Origin of the sequence: Paenibacillus rhizoplanae, from assembly GCF_042684125.1 — a bacterium.
Lineage (GTDB): Bacteria > Bacillota > Bacilli > Paenibacillales > Paenibacillaceae > Paenibacillus_AQ > Paenibacillus_AQ rhizoplanae.
The window spans coordinates 127,870-144,886 of record NZ_JBHUKY010000068.1; the positions used below are offsets into that span (position 1 = coordinate 127,870).

Below are 17,017 nucleotides of genomic sequence, written 5' to 3' on the forward strand. Positions count from 1 at the left end.
TACGCTAAGTTTATACTTTTTTAACAACAACATACGGGAGTGGATATTATGAGAAAAAAATGGCTGATTGCCGCGGTGGTCACAGGCATGACGGTAACAGGCTCGGCAGGGGTGTATGCGGGCACCAAGCTGGAGCAAATTAAGGCTTATCTGAACCATAGTCTGGGTATTGTGGTGGATGGTAATCCTTTTTGGATGAAGGACGGCAATGGCAAAACTCTGACGCCGATCACCTACGAGGGTCTCACCTACCTGCCGGTCCAGTCGATCGCTACGGTGCTGAAGGTGCCTATCAATTATGACTCGGTCAACTATAAAGTGAGAATTGGTGCCGGCAGCGCGGATATTCCTGCTCCGACTCCTGCTCCGGGAACCTCTACCGGCGGGGGGAAACCAACTCCTGCTCCTGTAGTGGAGGGAACGGCCAGACCGGTTAATCTGCCTAAGGATTTTCCGATTCCCCAGGATGCCCTGATTTCGATTACCCTGGATACGGATGCTGACGGTTTGAAGAAGGTAGCGTTCACTTATTCAACGCAGGAGACGCTGGACATCATGGGCTTCGTGTACAGTGAATATGCGCGGATTAAAAAGCTGGAGAATGCCTTAGAGTCGGTATCGGCCAGCAATGTCAAAATTTCAGGCAGACTTGGCGGGACAAGTCCTGTATCCATTACAGGCAAAGCCTCCACGGCCCGGCCCGGCTTCAACCTCTTCACGATCACCTGGTCGGAGAGCTGATCTGAGCCAGTAAGCCTAAGCTGTTATGCAGGCTTGGCTAACCCAAAAAGAAACTCCGGCTTGTACGTCAGCCGGAGTTTCTTCATGTGCAATTTGCCAAGGCTATTTCGCCAGGGTGCTATAAGGTTAGTCCTGCGGGCGGGTATCCAGCGGCTTCAGGTGAGCCTCAATCTGTTCGCGCCTTGCTTCCAGGAACGGCGGCAGGGCCAGCGCCTCGCCCAGATGCTCGACCTCCTCATCCGTGGCGAATCCCGGTCCGTCGGTGGCCAGCTCGAACAGAATACCGTTCGGCTCCCGGAAGTACAGCGAGCGGAAGTAGAAGCGGTCTACAAAGCCCGAGTTCGGGAGCTGTACGCTGCGGATGCGTTCAATCCACTGCTTCAGCTCCTCTTCGTTGTCGACGCGGAAGGCTACATGATGTACGCCGCCCCGTCCCAGGCGCTCCTGCGGAAGATCGCTGCGTTCCTCCAGATGGATCTCCGTGCCGGAGCCGCCTTCACCGGTCTCGAACACGATAATATCCGGCTGGCCCGCCACCGGAGATGGATAACTTCCTGCGCGGCGGAAGCCTAGCAGGTCCTCCAGAATCAGGGCCGTATGCTCCGCGGTCTCGACAGTCAGATGTGCCGGTCCCAGTCCGACAATCGCATACTCGGCAGGAACCGGGCTCTTGGCCCATGGCTTGCCGCCGGGCATGCCCTCGTTATGTTCATCCGAGACGAGGATAAGGCGCTGGCCCTCATGGTCGGTGAAGGCCAGTGTCTTGCGGCCGCCGCGTTCGGTGATTTCCTCATGCTCTACGCCGAACACCGTGAAGCGCTGTGTCCAGAAGAGCAGAGCATCGTCCCCGGGAACGCGCAGGGAGAGCGCGGAGATGCTGTTATTGCCCTCGCGGTTGCGCCCTGCGTTAGGCAACTCGAAGAAGGTAAGCTCCGTACCGGGATTCCCGGTCTCATCCCCGTAGAACAGGTGATAGACGGATACGTCATCCTGGTTGACGGTCTTCTTGATCAAGCGGAGTCCGAGCACTTCGGTATAGAATTTGTAGTTCTCCGGCGCTTTGGCGGTAATGGCAGATACATGGTGAAGCCCTTTTAGTGTTAAACTCATGGGAATACCTCCTGAGATATGGGTTGATTGTTATATATAAAAATTACTTATTAATATTAAGTTACTATAATTTTAATAGTAAATGAGTAATTTTGCAAGGTGTATTTCAAGGTCTATTTCAAGCTGGTATTTATTATTCAGGAAAGCGGGGTTAATCATGCATACCAGATCAAGTCTGATGAAGCAGCTGGAGGGGATGGGAATCGATCCGCAGGGGACACTGCTGGTCCATTCCTCGCTCAAAAGCATCGGTGAAGTGGAAGGAGGAGCGGATACCGTACTGGATGTTCTCTCAGAATATATGAAGGAGGGGCTGCTGGTCCTGCCCACCCATACCTGGTCTTATATTGACGGGCAGAATCCGCGCTTCTCGGTGCTGGAGTCGCCCGTCTGCGTGGGCATTCTCCCGGAGCTGTTCCGGAAGCGGCCGGGCGTGATCCGTTCCTGGCATCCCACGCATTCGGTGGCGGCGCTCGGCAGGGATGCGGCGGTGTTCACAGCCGGAGATGAGCGTTGGGATACGCCTTGCGCACGCGGGTCGGTCTATGGCAAGCTGCTGGACCGGGGAGCGGAGATTATGCTGCTCGGTGTGGATCTGCGGCGGAATACGTTCATTCACGGCATTGAAGAGTGGGTGGATATTCCCGGCCGGATGACGGACGGGCATGAGGATCTTTATACCGTGACACCTGAAGGGGAAGAGATCGCGGTGCCTTCGCGCAGACACTGCGGACTGTCCTGGTCGCAGCATTTTTGGAAGGTGGAATCTGTGCTGGAGGATGGCGGAGCGCTACGCAGGGGTAGCTTCGGTGATGCGGAGGTTATGCTCTGCGGCACAGTGGAGACCACCCGTATCCTGAGCGGCATGCTCAGAGAGAACCCGGATCTGTTCTCGGATAACGAGCCGCTCTTCGGGGAGAATGCGCCTGAGACGCTGCCGAAGACGAAGCGGGGGCTACTTTTACAGCCAGTACAGGAGCCTGCTCGGGGTTAATCTTAGGCCGATATGTACAGGTCTCTGGCAGGTCTCTATCAATGTATGGTATATTATTCTCACAAAAAACATAGTAAGGAGATTGGAAATGACAAAAACTTTGATCTTTGGTCACAAAAACCCGGATACAGATACGATCTGCTCGGCCATTGCTTATGCGGCACTGAAGAAGGAACTGGGCTGGGATGCCGAGCCGGTCCGGCTTGGAGATATCAGCGGAGAGACGCAGTTCGCCCTCGACCACTTCGGGGTAGAAGCGCCGCGTCTGGTGGAGAACGTAGCCGGCGAAGCTGAACAAGTGATTCTGGTTGACCATAATGAACGCCAGCAAAGTGCGAATGATATCGATCAGGTACGTGTGGTTGAGGTTATTGATCATCACCGGATTGCGAATTTTGAGACAGCCTATCCGCTGTATTACCGGGCTGAACCGGTGGGCTGTACGGCTACCATTCTGAACAAGCTGTACAAAGAGAATGGCGTGGCCATTCCTAAGAACATCGCCGGTCTGATGCTGTCCGCTATCATTTCCGATTCCTTGCTGTTCAAATCGCCGACCTGCACGGAGCAGGATGTAGCTGCTGCGCGTGAGCTGGCAGTCATTGCCGGAGTGGATGCTGATAGCTATGGGCTGGACATGCTCAAAGCCGGTGCAGACCTGAGTGACAAGAGCATTGCTCAACTGATCTCTCTGGATGCCAAGGAATTCAAGATGGGTGAATATAAAGTCGAGATTGCCCAGGTTAACGCTGTGGATGTGAATGATGTTCTGTCCAAGCAGGCGGAGCTGGAAGCGGCGCTTACCGCAATTATTGACGACAAGGGCCTCGATTTGTTCCTGTTCGTGGTTACCGATATCCTGAACAACGATTCCGTGGGCCTCGCCCTGGGCCGCGTAGCTGGTGCTGTGGAGCAGGCTTACAATGTGAAGCTGGATGACAACAAGGCTGTGCTGAAGGGTGTAGTGTCCCGTAAATCACAGATTGTACCGATTCTTACCGAGACGATCGCCAAGCTGTAAAAGGGTCTCCTAAAGTAACCGCAGGCGTACATTCTCCATTATTTTCCCGTAACCGGTTGTGCCTTTTCCTCAGGAAATTGTACAACCGGTTTTATTTTACAATTCACAGCAACTCCTTGCCGCCTGAAGGGTATAAACAGCATAGGACATTATAGAGGGGGACGGGAATAATGGGGAAGATGCGCAAGCTGGCGATTTCAACAATGTGCCTGATGCTGGTCTCGGGAGGAGGCCTGCTGTATGCTGCTGCGGGCAAAACAGATCTCTCATTCTATGTGAATAATACGCTGCTTAAGCAGCCTGCATTATCCTCGGAGGGCGGGGTCTATGTGCCTGTGGATCAGCTTTCTGAGAATATGCAGGCGATTGTATCCGTGGACGAGTCAGCAGGGACGGTCAAGATCTACAAGCCTAATGTGAACACGGTGCTGCTGGATGAGCAGGGCAAGATTTTCGGCAAAGTCAGAAGCGACACCAGCAATATCTTCTCTGCCCTGGTGCAGGTGGATGATCTCAAAACAGATATAACCGATCTGAAGATCACCATCACAGACCCGGCAGGCAAGACGGAAGTTGTGGATAACCAGCCGATTACAGAGAAGAAGGACAGCTTCTGGTTCAAATCGGCAGCGTATAATTATAAGGTTACCGACAAGGGGAACTATACGATCCAGGTGTATTTCAAGGATACTGCTTCCAAGAAATGGTTCATCGTTTCTGAATTGCAGATATCGACCACTTCATAATAACCATTAGGAGGCGATTCCATTGATTAAAATCTACCCGGCTGCGTCTGCGCACCAGTTCGATCTCGGCTGGCTGAAGGGCAGTCATGTATTCTCCTTCGGGGATTTCTATGATCCGGACAACACGGCATTCGGGCCGATGCGGGTCTGTAACGATGATACGATCGCTCCGGGAAAAGGCTTCGGCGCCCACCCGCACAGTGACATGGAGATTGTCTCGATTGTGCTGTCCGGCGTGCTTCGTCATGAGGACAACCTGGGCAATGTTGCGCAGACGTCCTTCGGCGGGATTCAGCGGATGTCGGCGGGCACCGGCGCGATTCATACGGAGCATAACCCTTCGGACAGTGAGCCCGTCCGTCTGCTTCAGCTATGGTTCATGCCCCGGACCCGTGGAACGGCTCCCTCCTATGCAACCGGACGCTTCGATCCGGCCAAGCTTGAAGGAAACCTGCTTCCGGTAGTAGCGGCTGAAGCGTCGGAGGAGATTGTCGATATAGCCCAGGATATGACGATTTATCTTGGAAAGGCTGGGGCAGGAGGGCAACTGGATTTCCGGCAGGAGCCGGGGCGGCGCAGCTTTGTATATCTGGTCGAAGGACAGCTTACCCTGAACGGGGATAATGTGCTGCAGCCGGGAGATTCGGCGAGAATCGAGGACATAGCACAGCTGGAGCTGAAGGCTGATGAGGATATACTGGTCATGGTGATTGATCTGCCGTAATGAGCGGCGGGATACAGACATGAAGGAGGAGCTGGGATGGCAGAACAGGAAAGAGTGCTGGTGAAGCATTCCGTCACCGGACGCATGCTAGTGAACAGCATGGAGGGAGTAGGGTACACCTTCGATGAGCAGGGCGGGCTGACCTTGATTACCCTGACGAATGTGGCGGCAGATAAGGGCGCTGCGGTAGTTGAGCTGAAGGTGGAGCTTAATGTATTCCGCTTCGAGGAGCCTGCGGACGGGCCGGTCATCAAGCATTGGTACTACGTTGGAGATCAGCCTGTAACCTATGATGCAGACTCCGGGCGCTTAACGATAGCTGTGCAGTCCGAAATCGAATACCGGCCAGATCAATACTGGGCCTGATCCCTTCGCAGACTAGACTCCACCACATGTGCTTACAACAGGCGTGAGGTTCGGGGTCTGCTGCACAAGATGGGGATTGTCTACGCTCCGGGTTAGAATTGTGAGAAATGTAGTAGTGCTCGCCGTGGATAATAAGGAAAATAGAACCAGGAATAATTTTGCATGAATGAAAGGCGGAGACCCATGGGAGCACTGCATATGAATCCGGCAGCGATGAATTATGGAAGCAGGGAATCTTATTTTGACGGGAAGCTTATTGAGTACATTGGCTGGTGTCTGGCCGGCTGGCTGGTTACCGTATGTACCTTCGGCATCTGCTATCCCTGGTCTGTAGTAATGCTCTACCGCTGGAAGGTCGAGCATACCGTGGTGGAAGGCCAGCGCCTGCGGTTCGACGGTACTGCCGTCAGCCTGTTCGGACAATGGATCAAGTGGTTCCTGTTGACGGTGATTACACTCGGGATCTACGGCTTCTGGGTTGTCATTAAGCTGGAGCAGTGGAGAACGAAGCACACCCACTTCCAATAAGAAGTCGCGTGCTTCAAGTATACGCAAGATGCCAAGAGCCATCCTCCGGTTATGGAGGATGGCTCTTCTGTGTAGATTCTTGGAGCAAGACACGGCCTGTACAGCCAGCTTGCGGGTTGTTTATTGAGCTTTTTGCGGTTCGGGATAAGTAACACCAAGGGTATCGACCGTTACCTTCTTCATCACCGGCGGCTGATCCGGCCGGTCATTCTGGCCACGCGGCAGACTGACGATGGCTTGGACCGCTTCGAGTCCTTCAGTAACCTTACCGAAGGCAGCGTAACCGCCGTCCAGGCTTGGATAAGCAGCGGCCATAATGAAGAACTGGGAGCCAGCAGAGTTCATATCGTGCTGTCCTCTCGCCATGGACAGCACGCCTTCTGTATGCAACAGATTATTGGTGAAGCCGTTGTTATTGAATTCTCCGGCAATGCTGTAGTCCGGTCCGCCCATTCCTGTACCATCCGGGTCCCCGCCCTGGATCATGAAGCCCGGAATGACCCGGTGGAAGATGGTTCCGTCATAGAAGCCCTTCTTGATCAATGAAATGAAGTTGTTGACCGTATTGGGGGCAACCTCGGGATACAGCTCGGCCTTAATGACGGCGCCGTTATCCATCTCAATCGTAACCACCGGATGACTGGCAGTGGCTGAAGGCACACCTTCTGTAACGGCGGCGCTCTCCTGCGGTGCTGCTGTAGCCTCGCTGCCCGCTCCGGTACTGCTGTTACCATTTCCGGCGGCATTATTATTCACTGGCTTGTTGCCGCAGCCCGCCAGAATGACGAGCATCAGGCACATCATCGCAAGCAGGATGACGGGTTTTTTTGTGATAGACTTCACTTCAGAATCTCTCCTTTTGAATAATCTGGTGCATTCACCTCTGTATCATACCTTCTTTGTCCTGCTTCTGGCAAAGCCTGCTTCTGCGGCCGGACGGATGCGGCTATTTGGGTGCGGGCTGCTCTTTGGCGGCGGCGAGTGTCGTTCCTTCAGGAACCGGCAGTAAGGCGCTTTTGGAGATGCCGATGAGCTGGGAGCTGTAGATGCCGCTGTGCCCGGAGAACAGATAGCTGATGATGCAGGCGATGAACATATAGACCGCTCCGCCGGAGCCGAACAGCTCGATGCCCATAATGAAGCAGGCAAGCGGTGTATTGGTTGCTCCGCAGAAGACAGCGATGAAGCCAAGCGAAGCCAGAAAAGGCCCATATAGATGAAGCACTCCGGCCAGTGTGCTCCCCAGAGAAGCTCCAATAGCGAATAGCGGCGTCACTTCGCCGCCCTGGAAGCCGGCCCCCAGGGTGAAGGCGGTGAAGATAAGCTTCCACAGAAAGGCGAAGGGCGATACGCCGTCTTCGAAGGAGCTGCTGATCAGCGGAAGGCCCAGCCCCAGATAGTCCCTGGAACCGGCTATGTAGACCAGGGCGATGATGATCAGCCCGCCGGCGGCACTTTTGAGCATAGGATTACGGATTATGGCGGTGAAGTTCCGCTTCAGGTAATGGGTAAGCTCACTGAACAGCAGGCTGCACAAGCCGAACAGGATGGAGGCGAAAATAACCTTGACCAGCACCAGCGCATCCATACCGGGGAAGACATCCACCTGATAGTGGATATGGTGAACGCCCCACAAGCGGGAGGCAACCAGATCACCGGTGAAGCTGGCGGCAAAACAGGGCAGCAGCGCCTTATGGCTGATCAGCCCGATGGCGATCACCTCCAGGCCGAACACCGTTCCGGCCAGCGGGGTGCCGAAGATAGAGCCGAAGCCGCCGCTGATGCCGCACATCAGCAGGATTCGGCGGTCCAGCGGACCGATTCTGAGCCAGCGTCCGAGTGCGTCGGCAAGACTGCCGCCCATCTGTACAGCCGTGCCTTCACGTCCGGCCGAGCCGCCGAAGAGATGGGTAATCAGCGTCCCGCCAAGGACCAGCGGGGCCATACGCAGCGGAATCGCTTCGTTGCCCTGGCGGATCTGCTCCAGAATCAGATTGTTCCCCTTGCTGCTGCTCTTGCCGTAACGCATATACATTCCGCTGACGAGCGCGCCTCCCGCCGGAAGCAGGAAGAGCAGCCAGGCATGCTCCAGCCTTACCTGGGTGACCGCGTTCAGACTGGCCAAGAACAAGGCCGAGGCACTTCCTGCCAGCAGCCCGACCATTCCTCCTAGAATCACCCATTTCACGAATGTACTCCAGAGCGCAAGCTGGCTCCGGCGCGCTGCCAGCGCTGCCCACCGTTCATACTTTCTTTTCATTATGGCTAATGCCCCCTGACCCGAAATAAATAATACCCTGAAATCAAAACAGACTCCTACCAGCGTAGTTAACCACTGGTAGGAGTCATTAGCCCCGAAGGGCGGTTATGGCGAACTCCATCGCCGCAATTGAATGAAACTATCGTAAGCCGATTGTCTCCAAAAGTCAATATGGATCTGGGGACCGCTTAGCCGTTTCTACTCGTCACCGTTCGAGCCGTTCAGCACATCGGTTCCGGGCATGGCGTCAGGGTCCGGGGAGACCGGGTCGATGCTGCTTCCGGGAACCAGCTCATCTGCATCGGGGACATCCTCCAGCGGTGCGGCTTCCTCCGCTTCTTCCGCCAGCCCTTCCTCAGCGTCAGCATAATTAATGACACTGCCGGTTAATCCAGCCGCCCCGGCCGTGTATATAGCCTCCGACTCCAGCAGCTCATCCCGCTGCGGACCGGGGGTGGCAGAAGCAGGAACAGGGCGGTCTGCCCGTGGGCCAAGCCCGGCGTCCGGTACATTCAGCCCGATATCGGCCGCTAGAATAGGGTCGCTCTCCAGCGCCGGATCAGAGCCGTCATCTACTACACCGTCGAAATCGATCGGTGTGAAATGGGCAGGGTCATGACTGGCCAGTGCGGACTCCAGCGGGCGGTTCCCGGCGCCAGGGGTCTCCTCACTGGGGCTTTGCTCAGTAATCGTGCCAAGCGGACGTAATTCTTCCAGCGGGATATCCTGCTCGGGGGAGACACCGCCCATTTTGGTATAGCGCTCATATGCAAAGTCGGCTTCCGTCTTATTGAATTCATTACCCATCGTCAATCAGCTCCCTTTTCCCTTGTTGTAGGCCTTCTTCATCTTATAGTACAACTATACCCTTTTAGGCAGCGGCTTAAGCGGCGGCGAATCTGCCAGGCATCCGGGCTGCTGTTCTGCTTAATATATTCATTCCTGCGGCAGAATAACCGGAATAGATGAATTAACCGAGCCGTTTCGAGGTTATTTGCAGTCTGATGGCAGGTATTGTGCAAACGTTGTCGAAAATAAGAGTCATATGGACTACATAAATACAACTAAGGATTCACTGAGGTGCCACAATGAAGTTAGCATCAACCAAAACGGCCGCAGTCTTCATTATGCTGCTGCTCGTAATCACCCTAATTCCGGTGGGAATCGCCATGGAATGGGACGGACACACAGAAGCAGAAATTCCGGCATGGGAGCTGAAGTGGGAGACGGCCGAGATCGACGGCATAGAAGCTGCAGCGGCATGGTCAGCTGCCGAGTGGACATGGGTGCAGGCCAGGAATGACAGACCGTCTCCGCCTTCAGGTACTGCCTCCGCCTGGCTGCGGCTAACCTTGCCCCCTGCCGGAGCAACTCCTGCTATTCTGATCGATAAAGTATTTGGCGACAGCCTGAAAGCATATATAGACAACCAGCTTATCTACGATTCCAGCGACGATGTGGAATATAGCGGCAACAAAGTGCTGATTCCGCTACCGGCACATGGCAGTGCCAAGACGCTCTATCTATGGAATGCGGGCAGCGGAGAGTTTGGGATCGAAGGGGATGTAAGGGTCGGCAGCTACACTAAGCTGCTGTCCTTTTATGTGAAGCAGGATCTGGTGGATCTTGTGCTCGGAGCAGCCATGATCTTCATGGCCGGAGCCTTATTGATCTGCCTGTTGTTTCTTAAGCCGGAATTATTCTACAGCGGTTTCTATCTAATCCTGGTCATCCTGTCCTTTGGGGTGCTGCTGATTACCTACTCCCCGTTTCTGTCGCTGATCCTAAGCGGCGGGGAGCGCCTGAGGCAGATTTGTTTTGATCTGGCCTTGTTTACGCTTCTGCCGGCATTCACACTCTATTTTGAACAGTTGTTCGGACCCGGCAAGCGGGGGTTCACTACCCGGATGCGTAATTTTCAGCTGGCGTACTCCCTGTTCTGTGCCGCTGCGCTTATTCTGAATGCACTGCTCTCTTTCCGGCTGGACTCCCTGTATTCGGTGCTGACCATTAACGCAACCGGTGTACTAATGATTGTCCAGTTTGTTTACCTGCTGTATCTGTCGCTTTCTTATGCCCGCAGGGGCAATTCAGATGCCATCCTATTCTCCGGCGGTTTCTCTGTGTTTGCCGTGGTATCCTTGGCGGAGCTGCTGCGGTACTTCATCTCTGCGGAGAGATATCATCTGTACTGGTGGAAGTGGGGAATGATGGTGTTTGTGATATCCCTGATCGTTATTATGGGGAAACGCTTTGCGGAGAGCCATGAGAAGGCGCTGGAATACGCCAGGGAGCTGGAGAAATTCAATAATGATCTGCAGCGTTCGGAGAAAATGGGAATTATCAGTGAACTCGCCGCCTCCGTGGCCCATGAGGTACGTAATCCGCTCCAGGTCACCCGTGGGTTCCTGCAGATACTGGGCGAACGCTTCGGTAATAAGGAGAAGGAATATTTGCAGATGGCTGTGGAGGAGCTGGACCGGGCCTCGGTAATCATTACCGATTTCCTGACCTTTGCGAAGCCGGGCGTGGATGCCGTGGATATATTCGAAGTCTCGGGCGAGCTGAGGCATGTGTCGGGAATTCTGCTGCCGCTGGCTAATCTGCAGGGCGGTTCTATAGAGCTGCGGCTGCAGAAGGAGCTTCACGTGACGGGCAGCCCGGCCAAATTCAAGCAGGCGTTCATTAATCTGATCAAGAACAGCATTGAATCCCTGCGGGAGGAGGGAATGATCGTGGTAACGGCCTGGAGGACAGGCGGCTCGGTAATTATCAGCGTGAAGGATAACGGCGTGGGAATGAAGGTCACTGAGCTGGCCCGGTTGGGGGAGCCGTATTATTCTAACAAGACCAAGGGCACAGGACTTGGCCTCATGGTCACCTTCCGTATTGTTGAAGCGATGAACGGTACCATTGAGTTCAACAGCCGCAAGGGTGAAGGGACTGAAGTGCTTATTAAATTGCCAGCCTCCTTCAGTAATTAGAAAATATTTTTGTTTATTCCGTTTTTTTGAAGGGATGGGCCGAGCATGGGGCGAAATATTAACACTAACAGAACTTTGCTTCTGAAACTTTCCACTGAGGTGCGTGCATGTCTTTGATGGTCAAAAGTTTACATACAGTGTTAGTGTTTTTTCTGCTCAGCATTACCTGCGGGAGCCTTCTGGTGTCAGCGCAAAGCGCCTCCCCCGCTGGTGAGATCAGACATTGGCAGATGAAGTGGCAGGAGGGACCGGCGGATGGCGGACTCCGGGCTCCGGTAACGGAAGAGCAGGGGTGGATCGATGTGGAGGCGAAGGCCGAGATGCCGCAGAAGCCTCCCGGGGTATCGTCCGCCTGGACCAAGATTACTTTGCCTTCCTATCATTACGTGTCTCCTTCCGTCTATATTCAGACGATCTATGCGCTGCATGTGAAGGTGTACGTGGAGGACCGGCTGGTTTTTGAAGGGGACAGAGGCTTCATTATGGATAACTATTCCCTGCTTGTGCCTCTGGATATCCGGGATAATGGCAAGACGCTCTATATCTGGACGCAGACGCTCCAGGACCGGATCGGAATCAAAGAGCAGGTGATACTCGGGGAGCACAGTATTCTGATCAAGGATTATATCAAAAACGGACTCATAGATGTGATTCTGGGCGGCGCTTTTATCTTTGTGGCGGCGGTTCTGTTTGTGTGCGCATTTTTCCTGAACAAGGAGTATTTCCCGGTGGCGGCCTCGCTGTCCATTGTCATCGCCTCTACCGGTGTGCTGTCTGTAACCTACTCGCCCTTCATGTATACCTTCTACAGCTATTTGGGCGGGCTCAGTGTGTTTTTGTTCGATGTGGCGCTGTTGTCCCTGTTACCCGCACTGACCTTTCTGTTCGAGAAAATATTCGGCGGGGGCAAATACGGCATCATCCGCAGATTTCGTAAATTCCAGATGTTTTATTCCTTATTCTGCTGTGTGCTCCTCATTATAAATGCACTCTCCGGGGGCCGGTATGTGGAATTCTACTATTTCATCTCGACCAAGATTGTCGGCATTATTATGATTCTTCAATTCATTCTGCTGATCGGCTGCGTCATCGTGTTCTCCCTGAAGCGCAACAAGGATGCGATCATCTTCGCATGCGGCTTCGGTACGGCTGCCCTTACCGGGATCTTGGAGCTGCTGTGGTATTATTTCAAACGCGGAAATTATGATCTCTTCTATTGGAAGTGGGCGCTGGTCGTGTTCATTCTCTCGCTGATTGTAATTCTGGGGCGGCGGCTCGCGCAGAATCATCAGCAGGTAGTGAAGTATTCGCAGGAGCTGGAGCTGTTCAACAACGAATTGCAGCGGTCGGAGAAAATGGAGATCATCAGCGAGCTGGCAGCATCGGTAGCCCATGAGGTGCGCAACCCGCTCCAGGTGACCCGGGGGTTCCTCCAGCTGCTCAGCGAGAAGTCGAGCGGGGACGAAGAGAGATATCTGTCCATGGCGCTCAGTGAGCTGGACCGGGCGGCGAGCATCATCACCGATTTCCTGACCTTTGCCAAGCCGGAATTTGAACAGGTCTCCCTGCTCCATGTGAATGAAGAATTCATGCATATCCAGAGCATTCTGTTGCCTCTATGCCATCTGAACGGAGGCAAAATGATTCTGGAGGTGGAAGACGGTCTGTGGGTCAAAGGGAATTCCTCGAAGTTCAAGCAGGCGATGATTAATATCATCAAGAACAGCATTGAATCCCTGGGCGAGGAAGGCACGATTCATCTGCTGGCCTATAGCCGGGGGGATAAGGTACATATTCATATTAAGGATAACGGGGCAGGCATGGAACCGGCTGTGCTTAGCCGTCTGGGTGAGCCGTATTTCTCCTCCAACAAGACGAAGGGCACGGGGCTCGGGCTAATGGTCACGTTCCGTATTATTGAAGCGATGGAGGGCGAAATCCGTTTTATGAGCAAAAAAGGAGCTGGAACCGAGTCCATCACCCTTCTGCCGCGTGCAGAAGGACTGGACGATTCCAACTCCCGATAATAGTATGACTTGAGTATGCTACCAGGTTCCCATTGGGGTGATACGTGTCTTCATTACATCCGAAGACGGGCTTGGGGGAATGACCAGGTAGAATTCATTCGAGCCTTCCTCTACGGTCTTCAGTGTAATGTTGTCAGGAAGGTTGATGCCCAGCGCTTCCTGGAGCGCTGCCTTCGGATCTTCAAGCAGTCTTTGTTTGAAAGCCGGATCTTCCCACGCCTTCTGAATCACCTGATTCTTAAGAACTCCTACTGACAATACAATCACCCTTTCAAAATGGTTATAATTGCCTTTTTAGTATAGCATAGGCCATTCTATAATTCTATTGCTTTATGTATAAATTATGAGAGATTTGCGTGCATAGATAGCCAGTAATCGAGCCCTCCGCCTAGCAGTAATTGCTTCTGCGCTTCGATGGCTGCGGCGATCTGCTGGAGGTTCTGCACCAGCACCAGATGGAAGGATACCAGCAGGGGCAGCTGTAAGGTGGCTTCCTCCAGCATAAGGTGGTTGGCCTGGGCCGTTGCCGCATATCCCGCAAGCCCGCCTGCTACATATATGAAGTTCTTCACTGCTGCTTCAGTGAGCCGTTCTCCAGCGGCAATTCCGGCACAGGAGCGTGCCAGTGACAGCAGGCAGTTGTAGCTGCTGTCCTCCAGATCCTGTTGCCAATCCTCGTAGTCGTCAAGCATCTGCAGGGTCAACAGTACAGTGTGAATCATCTCCTCGGCCTCGTAAGTGGAAGAAGTCTGGCCTGAGAGCAGCAGCGCAGCCGTACTGCAGAGCTTGAGCGGACTGGCCTTATGAGAGATACGGATGCGGTCATTCAGGAAATAATCGCTGCCGGCTTCACCGCTTACGCTGTCTGCCCACTCCAGGATGTAGCGGCTGAAGCAGGACCAGAACGGAGAGTCCGCCGGGAACAGTGGAAGGTAGGTAGCCAGAAACTCAACATAGAGCAGATTGGCAAGCGGGAGCGCCTGCGCAGCTGAGGCCTCCGGGCTGTCCATCAGATCATCCTGAAGGAAGAAGTAGAGCATGAGGAAGACGTTACCTGCGGACATCCTGCGGGCCAGTTCAGGACTGAGGCCACACGGGTCCTGGAGCCAGAAAGGCAGCAGGTAACAGATGTAATTCTTATGGCTGTCCGGGTTGAACACGTTGAACTGATCGAGATACGCCAGACCGCGGGCGTTAAGCGGCTCTGGAAACGCTGCGATTACCCTGCGGTTCTCCTCAAAGACCACACGGAGCTCGTCCTCATAAGCATGAAGCCAATCCATAGGCTTGTCTCCTGTCAATTATGTATCGTCCTTCTAAAAATATACAAAAAGTGGTTATTTGATCATATTATAATCCTGCGCTGAGCCTATTACAATCCAAAGTTTGTTGCTGAAGGTCACATTTTTAACGGGGAAAACCAAAAGAAACCGCCCTTTGGTGAAATGGAGTAACCACATAACCATTTCAAAGGAGAGGTTTCTTTTGTACGTTCCATGGTGTCTTACGTAATGTTGTCTACCGAACTGCCGCCGCGCCTAGCTTCGCGGCAAGATCGGCGTATTCTCCGCGCAGGCGGACCAGCTTCGATATACTGCGCTCCAGGCCTCCCGGCCGGTTGCGGCGGGTCCATAGCTGGCGGTACTGGTGGAGCAGCAGATCCAGATCCTGCATCAGCGCCTGAACCTGCGGTGCTTCAAGCTGCGGATCTCGGCCGGCGAGCTGTTGTTTGAGCCGGGTCAATTGCACGGCATGTCTCACGAAATGGATTCCGTTGCTTATTTCTTCTACGACCAGACCGGCATCATTGCATTCCAGGGCAAGTTGTCCCAGCCTCACTTCAATGCTGCCGATGTACTGCTCCAACTGCTGAAGCTGCTCCCCGGAGAGCTTGGCGGCCAGCAGCGCATTATCCAGCTCGCTGCGCAGCAGCATGGACATCTCCGTATCATTCGGATGGCTGGTCCCTGATTCAAGCTTGTAGTAATTTCCGAGATCCAGGAGCAATTGTCCGATCAAGCCGGACCGGTCCTGGAAGATTGAATGATTCAGGTAAGGGATTACATCCGTTTCCAGATTCCCGTCCACATTCCAGGCCAGTGCAGCACCGTATACGAATCCTGCGTAGCTGACCGGCAAATGCTGCCAGTGTCCGAAATCGCCCCAATCGGTAATCAGGTAACCGATTGCCCCGTTTCGTTTGCCGTGAACTGCAGCATTACGCAGATTGGCCAGCATATTATCGGTCCGCCCGGTAAGGGAGTTCCAGGAGCTGGTCCCGGGGCAGACATAGAACGGAATCTCTGCTTCACGGAATTTCAGGGTATCCGCTTCAAAGGGATGCGTGTCGCCGTAGCCCCATTCCATAGCGATGATGTCCTTCGGCAGCCGGGGAATCAGCTCCGGATGCTGGATAATGATATCGCCCCAGAACTGCATGGTTTTGCCGCGCTGCTTGACCAGGCCATGAATCTTTTGCAGGAAGGACAGATAGAGTTCTCCCTTTCCGGTTGCCTCAGCCAAGGCCTTGTTTTTCCCCAATCCCACTTCATAAGTCTCATCGCATCCGACATTGACTAGATTCGAGGTGAAGTACGGCAAGAGGTCATCGTACATGGTGTCCAGGAGCTTCAGCACTTCCGGATCTTCCGTATCGAAGGTTCCGGGATGCATGAACAGTCCGCCCGGATATAAATCGCTGTTGTACATATGCTCGGGGAGCATGAAGCCTTCGGGGGCTTCCGCCAGGTGATTGAACTCCGGCCGGGTCAGCCAGCCCTCCATATGGCCGAAGCTGTTCTGATTAGGCACAAGCTCGATATAGCGCTCGCGGCAGTACGCATCCAGCAGCAGAATTTCATCGCCGGTGATCGGACTTTCCAGCTCCCATACCTGGGGGAAGGACTCGTAAGCAAATGGAGCTCCTTCTATATATAGCTGCAACTGATTGAGCTTCAGATCGGCCATCAGATCGATGATCCGGTACAGCGTTTCCAGCTTGGGAATTTTGTTGCGGCTGATATCAAGCATCAGTCCTCTGGCCGCGAAATCCGGCTGATCGCGGATATGCAGATAAGGCAAAGTTCTGCCGAACTGCTCCAGGAGCTGCTTCAGCGTCGTGGCTGCATAATAAGCGCCTTGCGCAGAGCCATAAGCGGCAGTGATTCCCTCTTCATTAATGTGAAGCTCATAAGCTCCTTCTGTAAGCAGTGCGTTATAGCGGAAGGTACAAGCCGGAACTGTGGCAGAACGCAGCCCTATAGACAAAGGCAGGCTCAACCGGATCACCCCGGAAGTGATCTGCTGAAGCCTGCGGGCTGCGGGAAGTGCGGAGACCTGGGACTCACCGGCCAGAACAATGCTGCCATTGCCGGGAATGTGAAACAGACCTTCAGAGACCATGACCTTCTGCGGACGGGGAAAGAGCTGTAAATGAATAACCTCAGGCATAGCGTGACACCCCTTATTCATGTAAAATATGATCATCTTCATTACAAACATATCACTCCTGAATAG

Annotated in this window: 16 protein-coding genes and 1 riboswitch; of the genes, 9 read left to right on the plus strand and 7 right to left on the minus strand. The window is 53.8% G+C overall.

What is annotated here, in order from left to right:
* Positions 1 to 48: 48 nt before the first annotated feature.
* Positions 49 to 741, plus strand: a complete 693-nt coding sequence (locus ACFSX3_RS26840) for a hypothetical protein (protein WP_209992134.1) — start codon at positions 49 to 51, stop codon at positions 739 to 741.
* Positions 742 to 867: 126 nt separating this feature from the next.
* Here ACFSX3_RS26840 and ACFSX3_RS26845 read toward each other — a convergent pair whose 3' ends face one another.
* Complete coding sequence (locus ACFSX3_RS26845; protein WP_209992133.1) at positions 868 to 1,851, minus strand: ring-cleaving dioxygenase; 984 nt, start codon at positions 1,849 to 1,851, stop codon at positions 868 to 870.
* Positions 1,852 to 2,008: 157 nt separating this feature from the next.
* Between ACFSX3_RS26845 and ACFSX3_RS26850 the strand changes: the two genes are divergently transcribed.
* From ACFSX3_RS26850 to ACFSX3_RS26875, 6 genes are all read left to right on the plus strand, one after another.
* Entirely contained in the window at positions 2,009 to 2,845 is an 837-nt protein-coding gene (locus ACFSX3_RS26850) for an AAC(3) family N-acetyltransferase (RefSeq protein ID WP_209992132.1), read from the plus strand.
* Positions 2,846 to 2,933: 88 nt separating this feature from the next.
* Complete coding sequence (locus ACFSX3_RS26855; protein WP_209992131.1) at positions 2,934 to 3,866, plus strand: manganese-dependent inorganic pyrophosphatase; 933 nt, start codon at positions 2,934 to 2,936, stop codon at positions 3,864 to 3,866.
* A gap of 170 nt (positions 3,867 to 4,036) precedes the next feature.
* The gene (locus tag ACFSX3_RS26860) at positions 4,037 to 4,612 is read left to right on the plus strand and encodes a hypothetical protein (protein ID WP_209992130.1); all 576 of its coding nucleotides are present in this window, start codon (positions 4,037 to 4,039) and stop codon (positions 4,610 to 4,612) included.
* Positions 4,613 to 4,634: 22 nt separating this feature from the next.
* Complete coding sequence (locus ACFSX3_RS26865; RefSeq protein WP_209992129.1) at positions 4,635 to 5,336, plus strand: pirin family protein; 702 nt, start codon at positions 4,635 to 4,637, stop codon at positions 5,334 to 5,336.
* 36 nt (positions 5,337 to 5,372) lie between these two features.
* The gene (locus tag ACFSX3_RS26870) at positions 5,373 to 5,702 is read left to right on the plus strand and encodes a hypothetical protein (protein ID WP_209992128.1); all 330 of its coding nucleotides are present in this window, start codon (positions 5,373 to 5,375) and stop codon (positions 5,700 to 5,702) included.
* A 183-nt stretch (positions 5,703 to 5,885) separates the two neighbouring features.
* Positions 5,886 to 6,230, plus strand: a complete 345-nt coding sequence (locus tag ACFSX3_RS26875) for a DUF898 family protein (protein ID WP_379257835.1) — start codon at positions 5,886 to 5,888, stop codon at positions 6,228 to 6,230.
* 120 nt (positions 6,231 to 6,350) lie between these two features.
* Here the strand turns inward: ACFSX3_RS26875 and ACFSX3_RS26880 are convergent, their stop codons facing one another.
* The 3 genes from ACFSX3_RS26880 to ACFSX3_RS26890 form a co-directional block, all read right to left on the minus strand.
* The gene (locus ACFSX3_RS26880; RefSeq protein ID WP_209992226.1) at positions 6,351 to 7,034 is read right to left on the minus strand and encodes a peptidylprolyl isomerase; all 684 of its coding nucleotides are present in this window, start codon (positions 7,032 to 7,034) and stop codon (positions 6,351 to 6,353) included.
* A 142-nt stretch (positions 7,035 to 7,176) separates the two neighbouring features.
* Entirely contained in the window at positions 7,177 to 8,490 is a 1,314-nt protein-coding gene (locus ACFSX3_RS26885; protein ID WP_209992127.1) for a voltage-gated chloride channel family protein, read from the minus strand.
* 72 nt (positions 8,491 to 8,562) lie between these two features.
* Positions 8,563 to 8,624: riboswitch (Fluoride riboswitch) on the minus strand.
* A 64-nt stretch (positions 8,625 to 8,688) separates the two neighbouring features.
* Positions 8,689 to 9,297 carry a hypothetical protein gene (locus ACFSX3_RS26890; RefSeq protein WP_209992126.1) on the minus strand — a complete coding sequence of 203 codons (609 nt, stop codon included), beginning with the start codon at positions 9,295 to 9,297 and terminating at the stop codon, positions 8,689 to 8,691.
* Between the two features lie 281 nt (positions 9,298 to 9,578).
* Between ACFSX3_RS26890 and ACFSX3_RS26895 the strand changes: the two genes are divergently transcribed.
* Both ACFSX3_RS26895 and ACFSX3_RS26900 read left to right on the plus strand, forming a co-directional pair.
* On the plus strand, positions 9,579 to 11,474 hold the full coding sequence (locus ACFSX3_RS26895; RefSeq protein ID WP_209992125.1) for an ATP-binding protein: 1,896 nt from the start codon (positions 9,579 to 9,581) through the stop codon (positions 11,472 to 11,474).
* 182 nt (positions 11,475 to 11,656) lie between these two features.
* Positions 11,657 to 13,501 carry an ATP-binding protein gene (locus ACFSX3_RS26900; protein WP_339222510.1) on the plus strand — a complete coding sequence of 615 codons (1,845 nt, stop codon included), beginning with the start codon at positions 11,657 to 11,659 and terminating at the stop codon, positions 13,499 to 13,501.
* 18 nt (positions 13,502 to 13,519) lie between these two features.
* On the opposite strand, the gene ACFSX3_RS26905 is transcribed toward ACFSX3_RS26900, so the two are convergent.
* The 3 genes from ACFSX3_RS26905 to ACFSX3_RS26915 all read right to left on the minus strand — a co-directional run bounded on the left by ACFSX3_RS26905 (position 13,520) and on the right by ACFSX3_RS26915 (position 16,951).
* Complete coding sequence (locus ACFSX3_RS26905; RefSeq protein ID WP_379257829.1) at positions 13,520 to 13,768, minus strand: NHLP leader peptide family RiPP precursor; 249 nt, start codon at positions 13,766 to 13,768, stop codon at positions 13,520 to 13,522.
* Positions 13,769 to 13,842: 74 nt separating this feature from the next.
* Entirely contained in the window at positions 13,843 to 14,784 is a 942-nt protein-coding gene (locus ACFSX3_RS26910) for a hypothetical protein (RefSeq protein ID WP_209992122.1), read from the minus strand.
* A 235-nt stretch (positions 14,785 to 15,019) separates the two neighbouring features.
* Complete coding sequence (locus ACFSX3_RS26915) at positions 15,020 to 16,951, minus strand: beta-N-acetylhexosaminidase (protein ID WP_209992121.1); 1,932 nt, start codon at positions 16,949 to 16,951, stop codon at positions 15,020 to 15,022.
* Positions 16,952 to 17,017 lie beyond the last annotated feature (66 nt).

Bases quoted from the DNA above. Each gene is read 5' to 3' on its own strand.
- ACFSX3_RS26840 (WP_209992134.1), top strand. From the start codon at position 49: ATGAGAAAAAAATGGCTGATTGCCGCGGTGGTCACAGGCATGACGGTA.
- ACFSX3_RS26845 (WP_209992133.1), bottom strand. From the start codon at position 1,851: ATGAGTTTAACACTAAAAGGGCTTCACCATGTATCTGCCATTACCGCC.
- ACFSX3_RS26850 (WP_209992132.1), top strand. From the start codon at position 2,009: ATGCATACCAGATCAAGTCTGATGAAGCAGCTGGAGGGGATGGGAATC.
- ACFSX3_RS26855 (WP_209992131.1), top strand. From the start codon at position 2,934: ATGACAAAAACTTTGATCTTTGGTCACAAAAACCCGGATACAGATACG.
- ACFSX3_RS26860 (WP_209992130.1), top strand. From the start codon at position 4,037: ATGGGGAAGATGCGCAAGCTGGCGATTTCAACAATGTGCCTGATGCTG.
- ACFSX3_RS26870 (WP_209992128.1), top strand. From the start codon at position 5,373: ATGGCAGAACAGGAAAGAGTGCTGGTGAAGCATTCCGTCACCGGACGC.
- ACFSX3_RS26875 (WP_379257835.1), top strand. From the start codon at position 5,886: ATGGGAGCACTGCATATGAATCCGGCAGCGATGAATTATGGAAGCAGG.
- ACFSX3_RS26880 (WP_209992226.1), bottom strand. From the start codon at position 7,034: ATGATGTGCCTGATGCTCGTCATTCTGGCGGGCTGCGGCAACAAGCCA.
- ACFSX3_RS26885 (WP_209992127.1), bottom strand. From the start codon at position 8,490: ATGAAAAGAAAGTATGAACGGTGGGCAGCGCTGGCAGCGCGCCGGAGC.
- ACFSX3_RS26890 (WP_209992126.1), bottom strand. From the start codon at position 9,297: ATGGGTAATGAATTCAATAAGACGGAAGCCGACTTTGCATATGAGCGC.
- ACFSX3_RS26895 (WP_209992125.1), top strand. From the start codon at position 9,579: ATGAAGTTAGCATCAACCAAAACGGCCGCAGTCTTCATTATGCTGCTG.
- ACFSX3_RS26910 (WP_209992122.1), bottom strand. From the start codon at position 14,784: ATGGATTGGCTTCATGCTTATGAGGACGAGCTCCGTGTGGTCTTTGAG.
- ACFSX3_RS26915 (WP_209992121.1), bottom strand. From the start codon at position 16,951: ATGCCTGAGGTTATTCATTTACAGCTCTTTCCCCGTCCGCAGAAGGTC.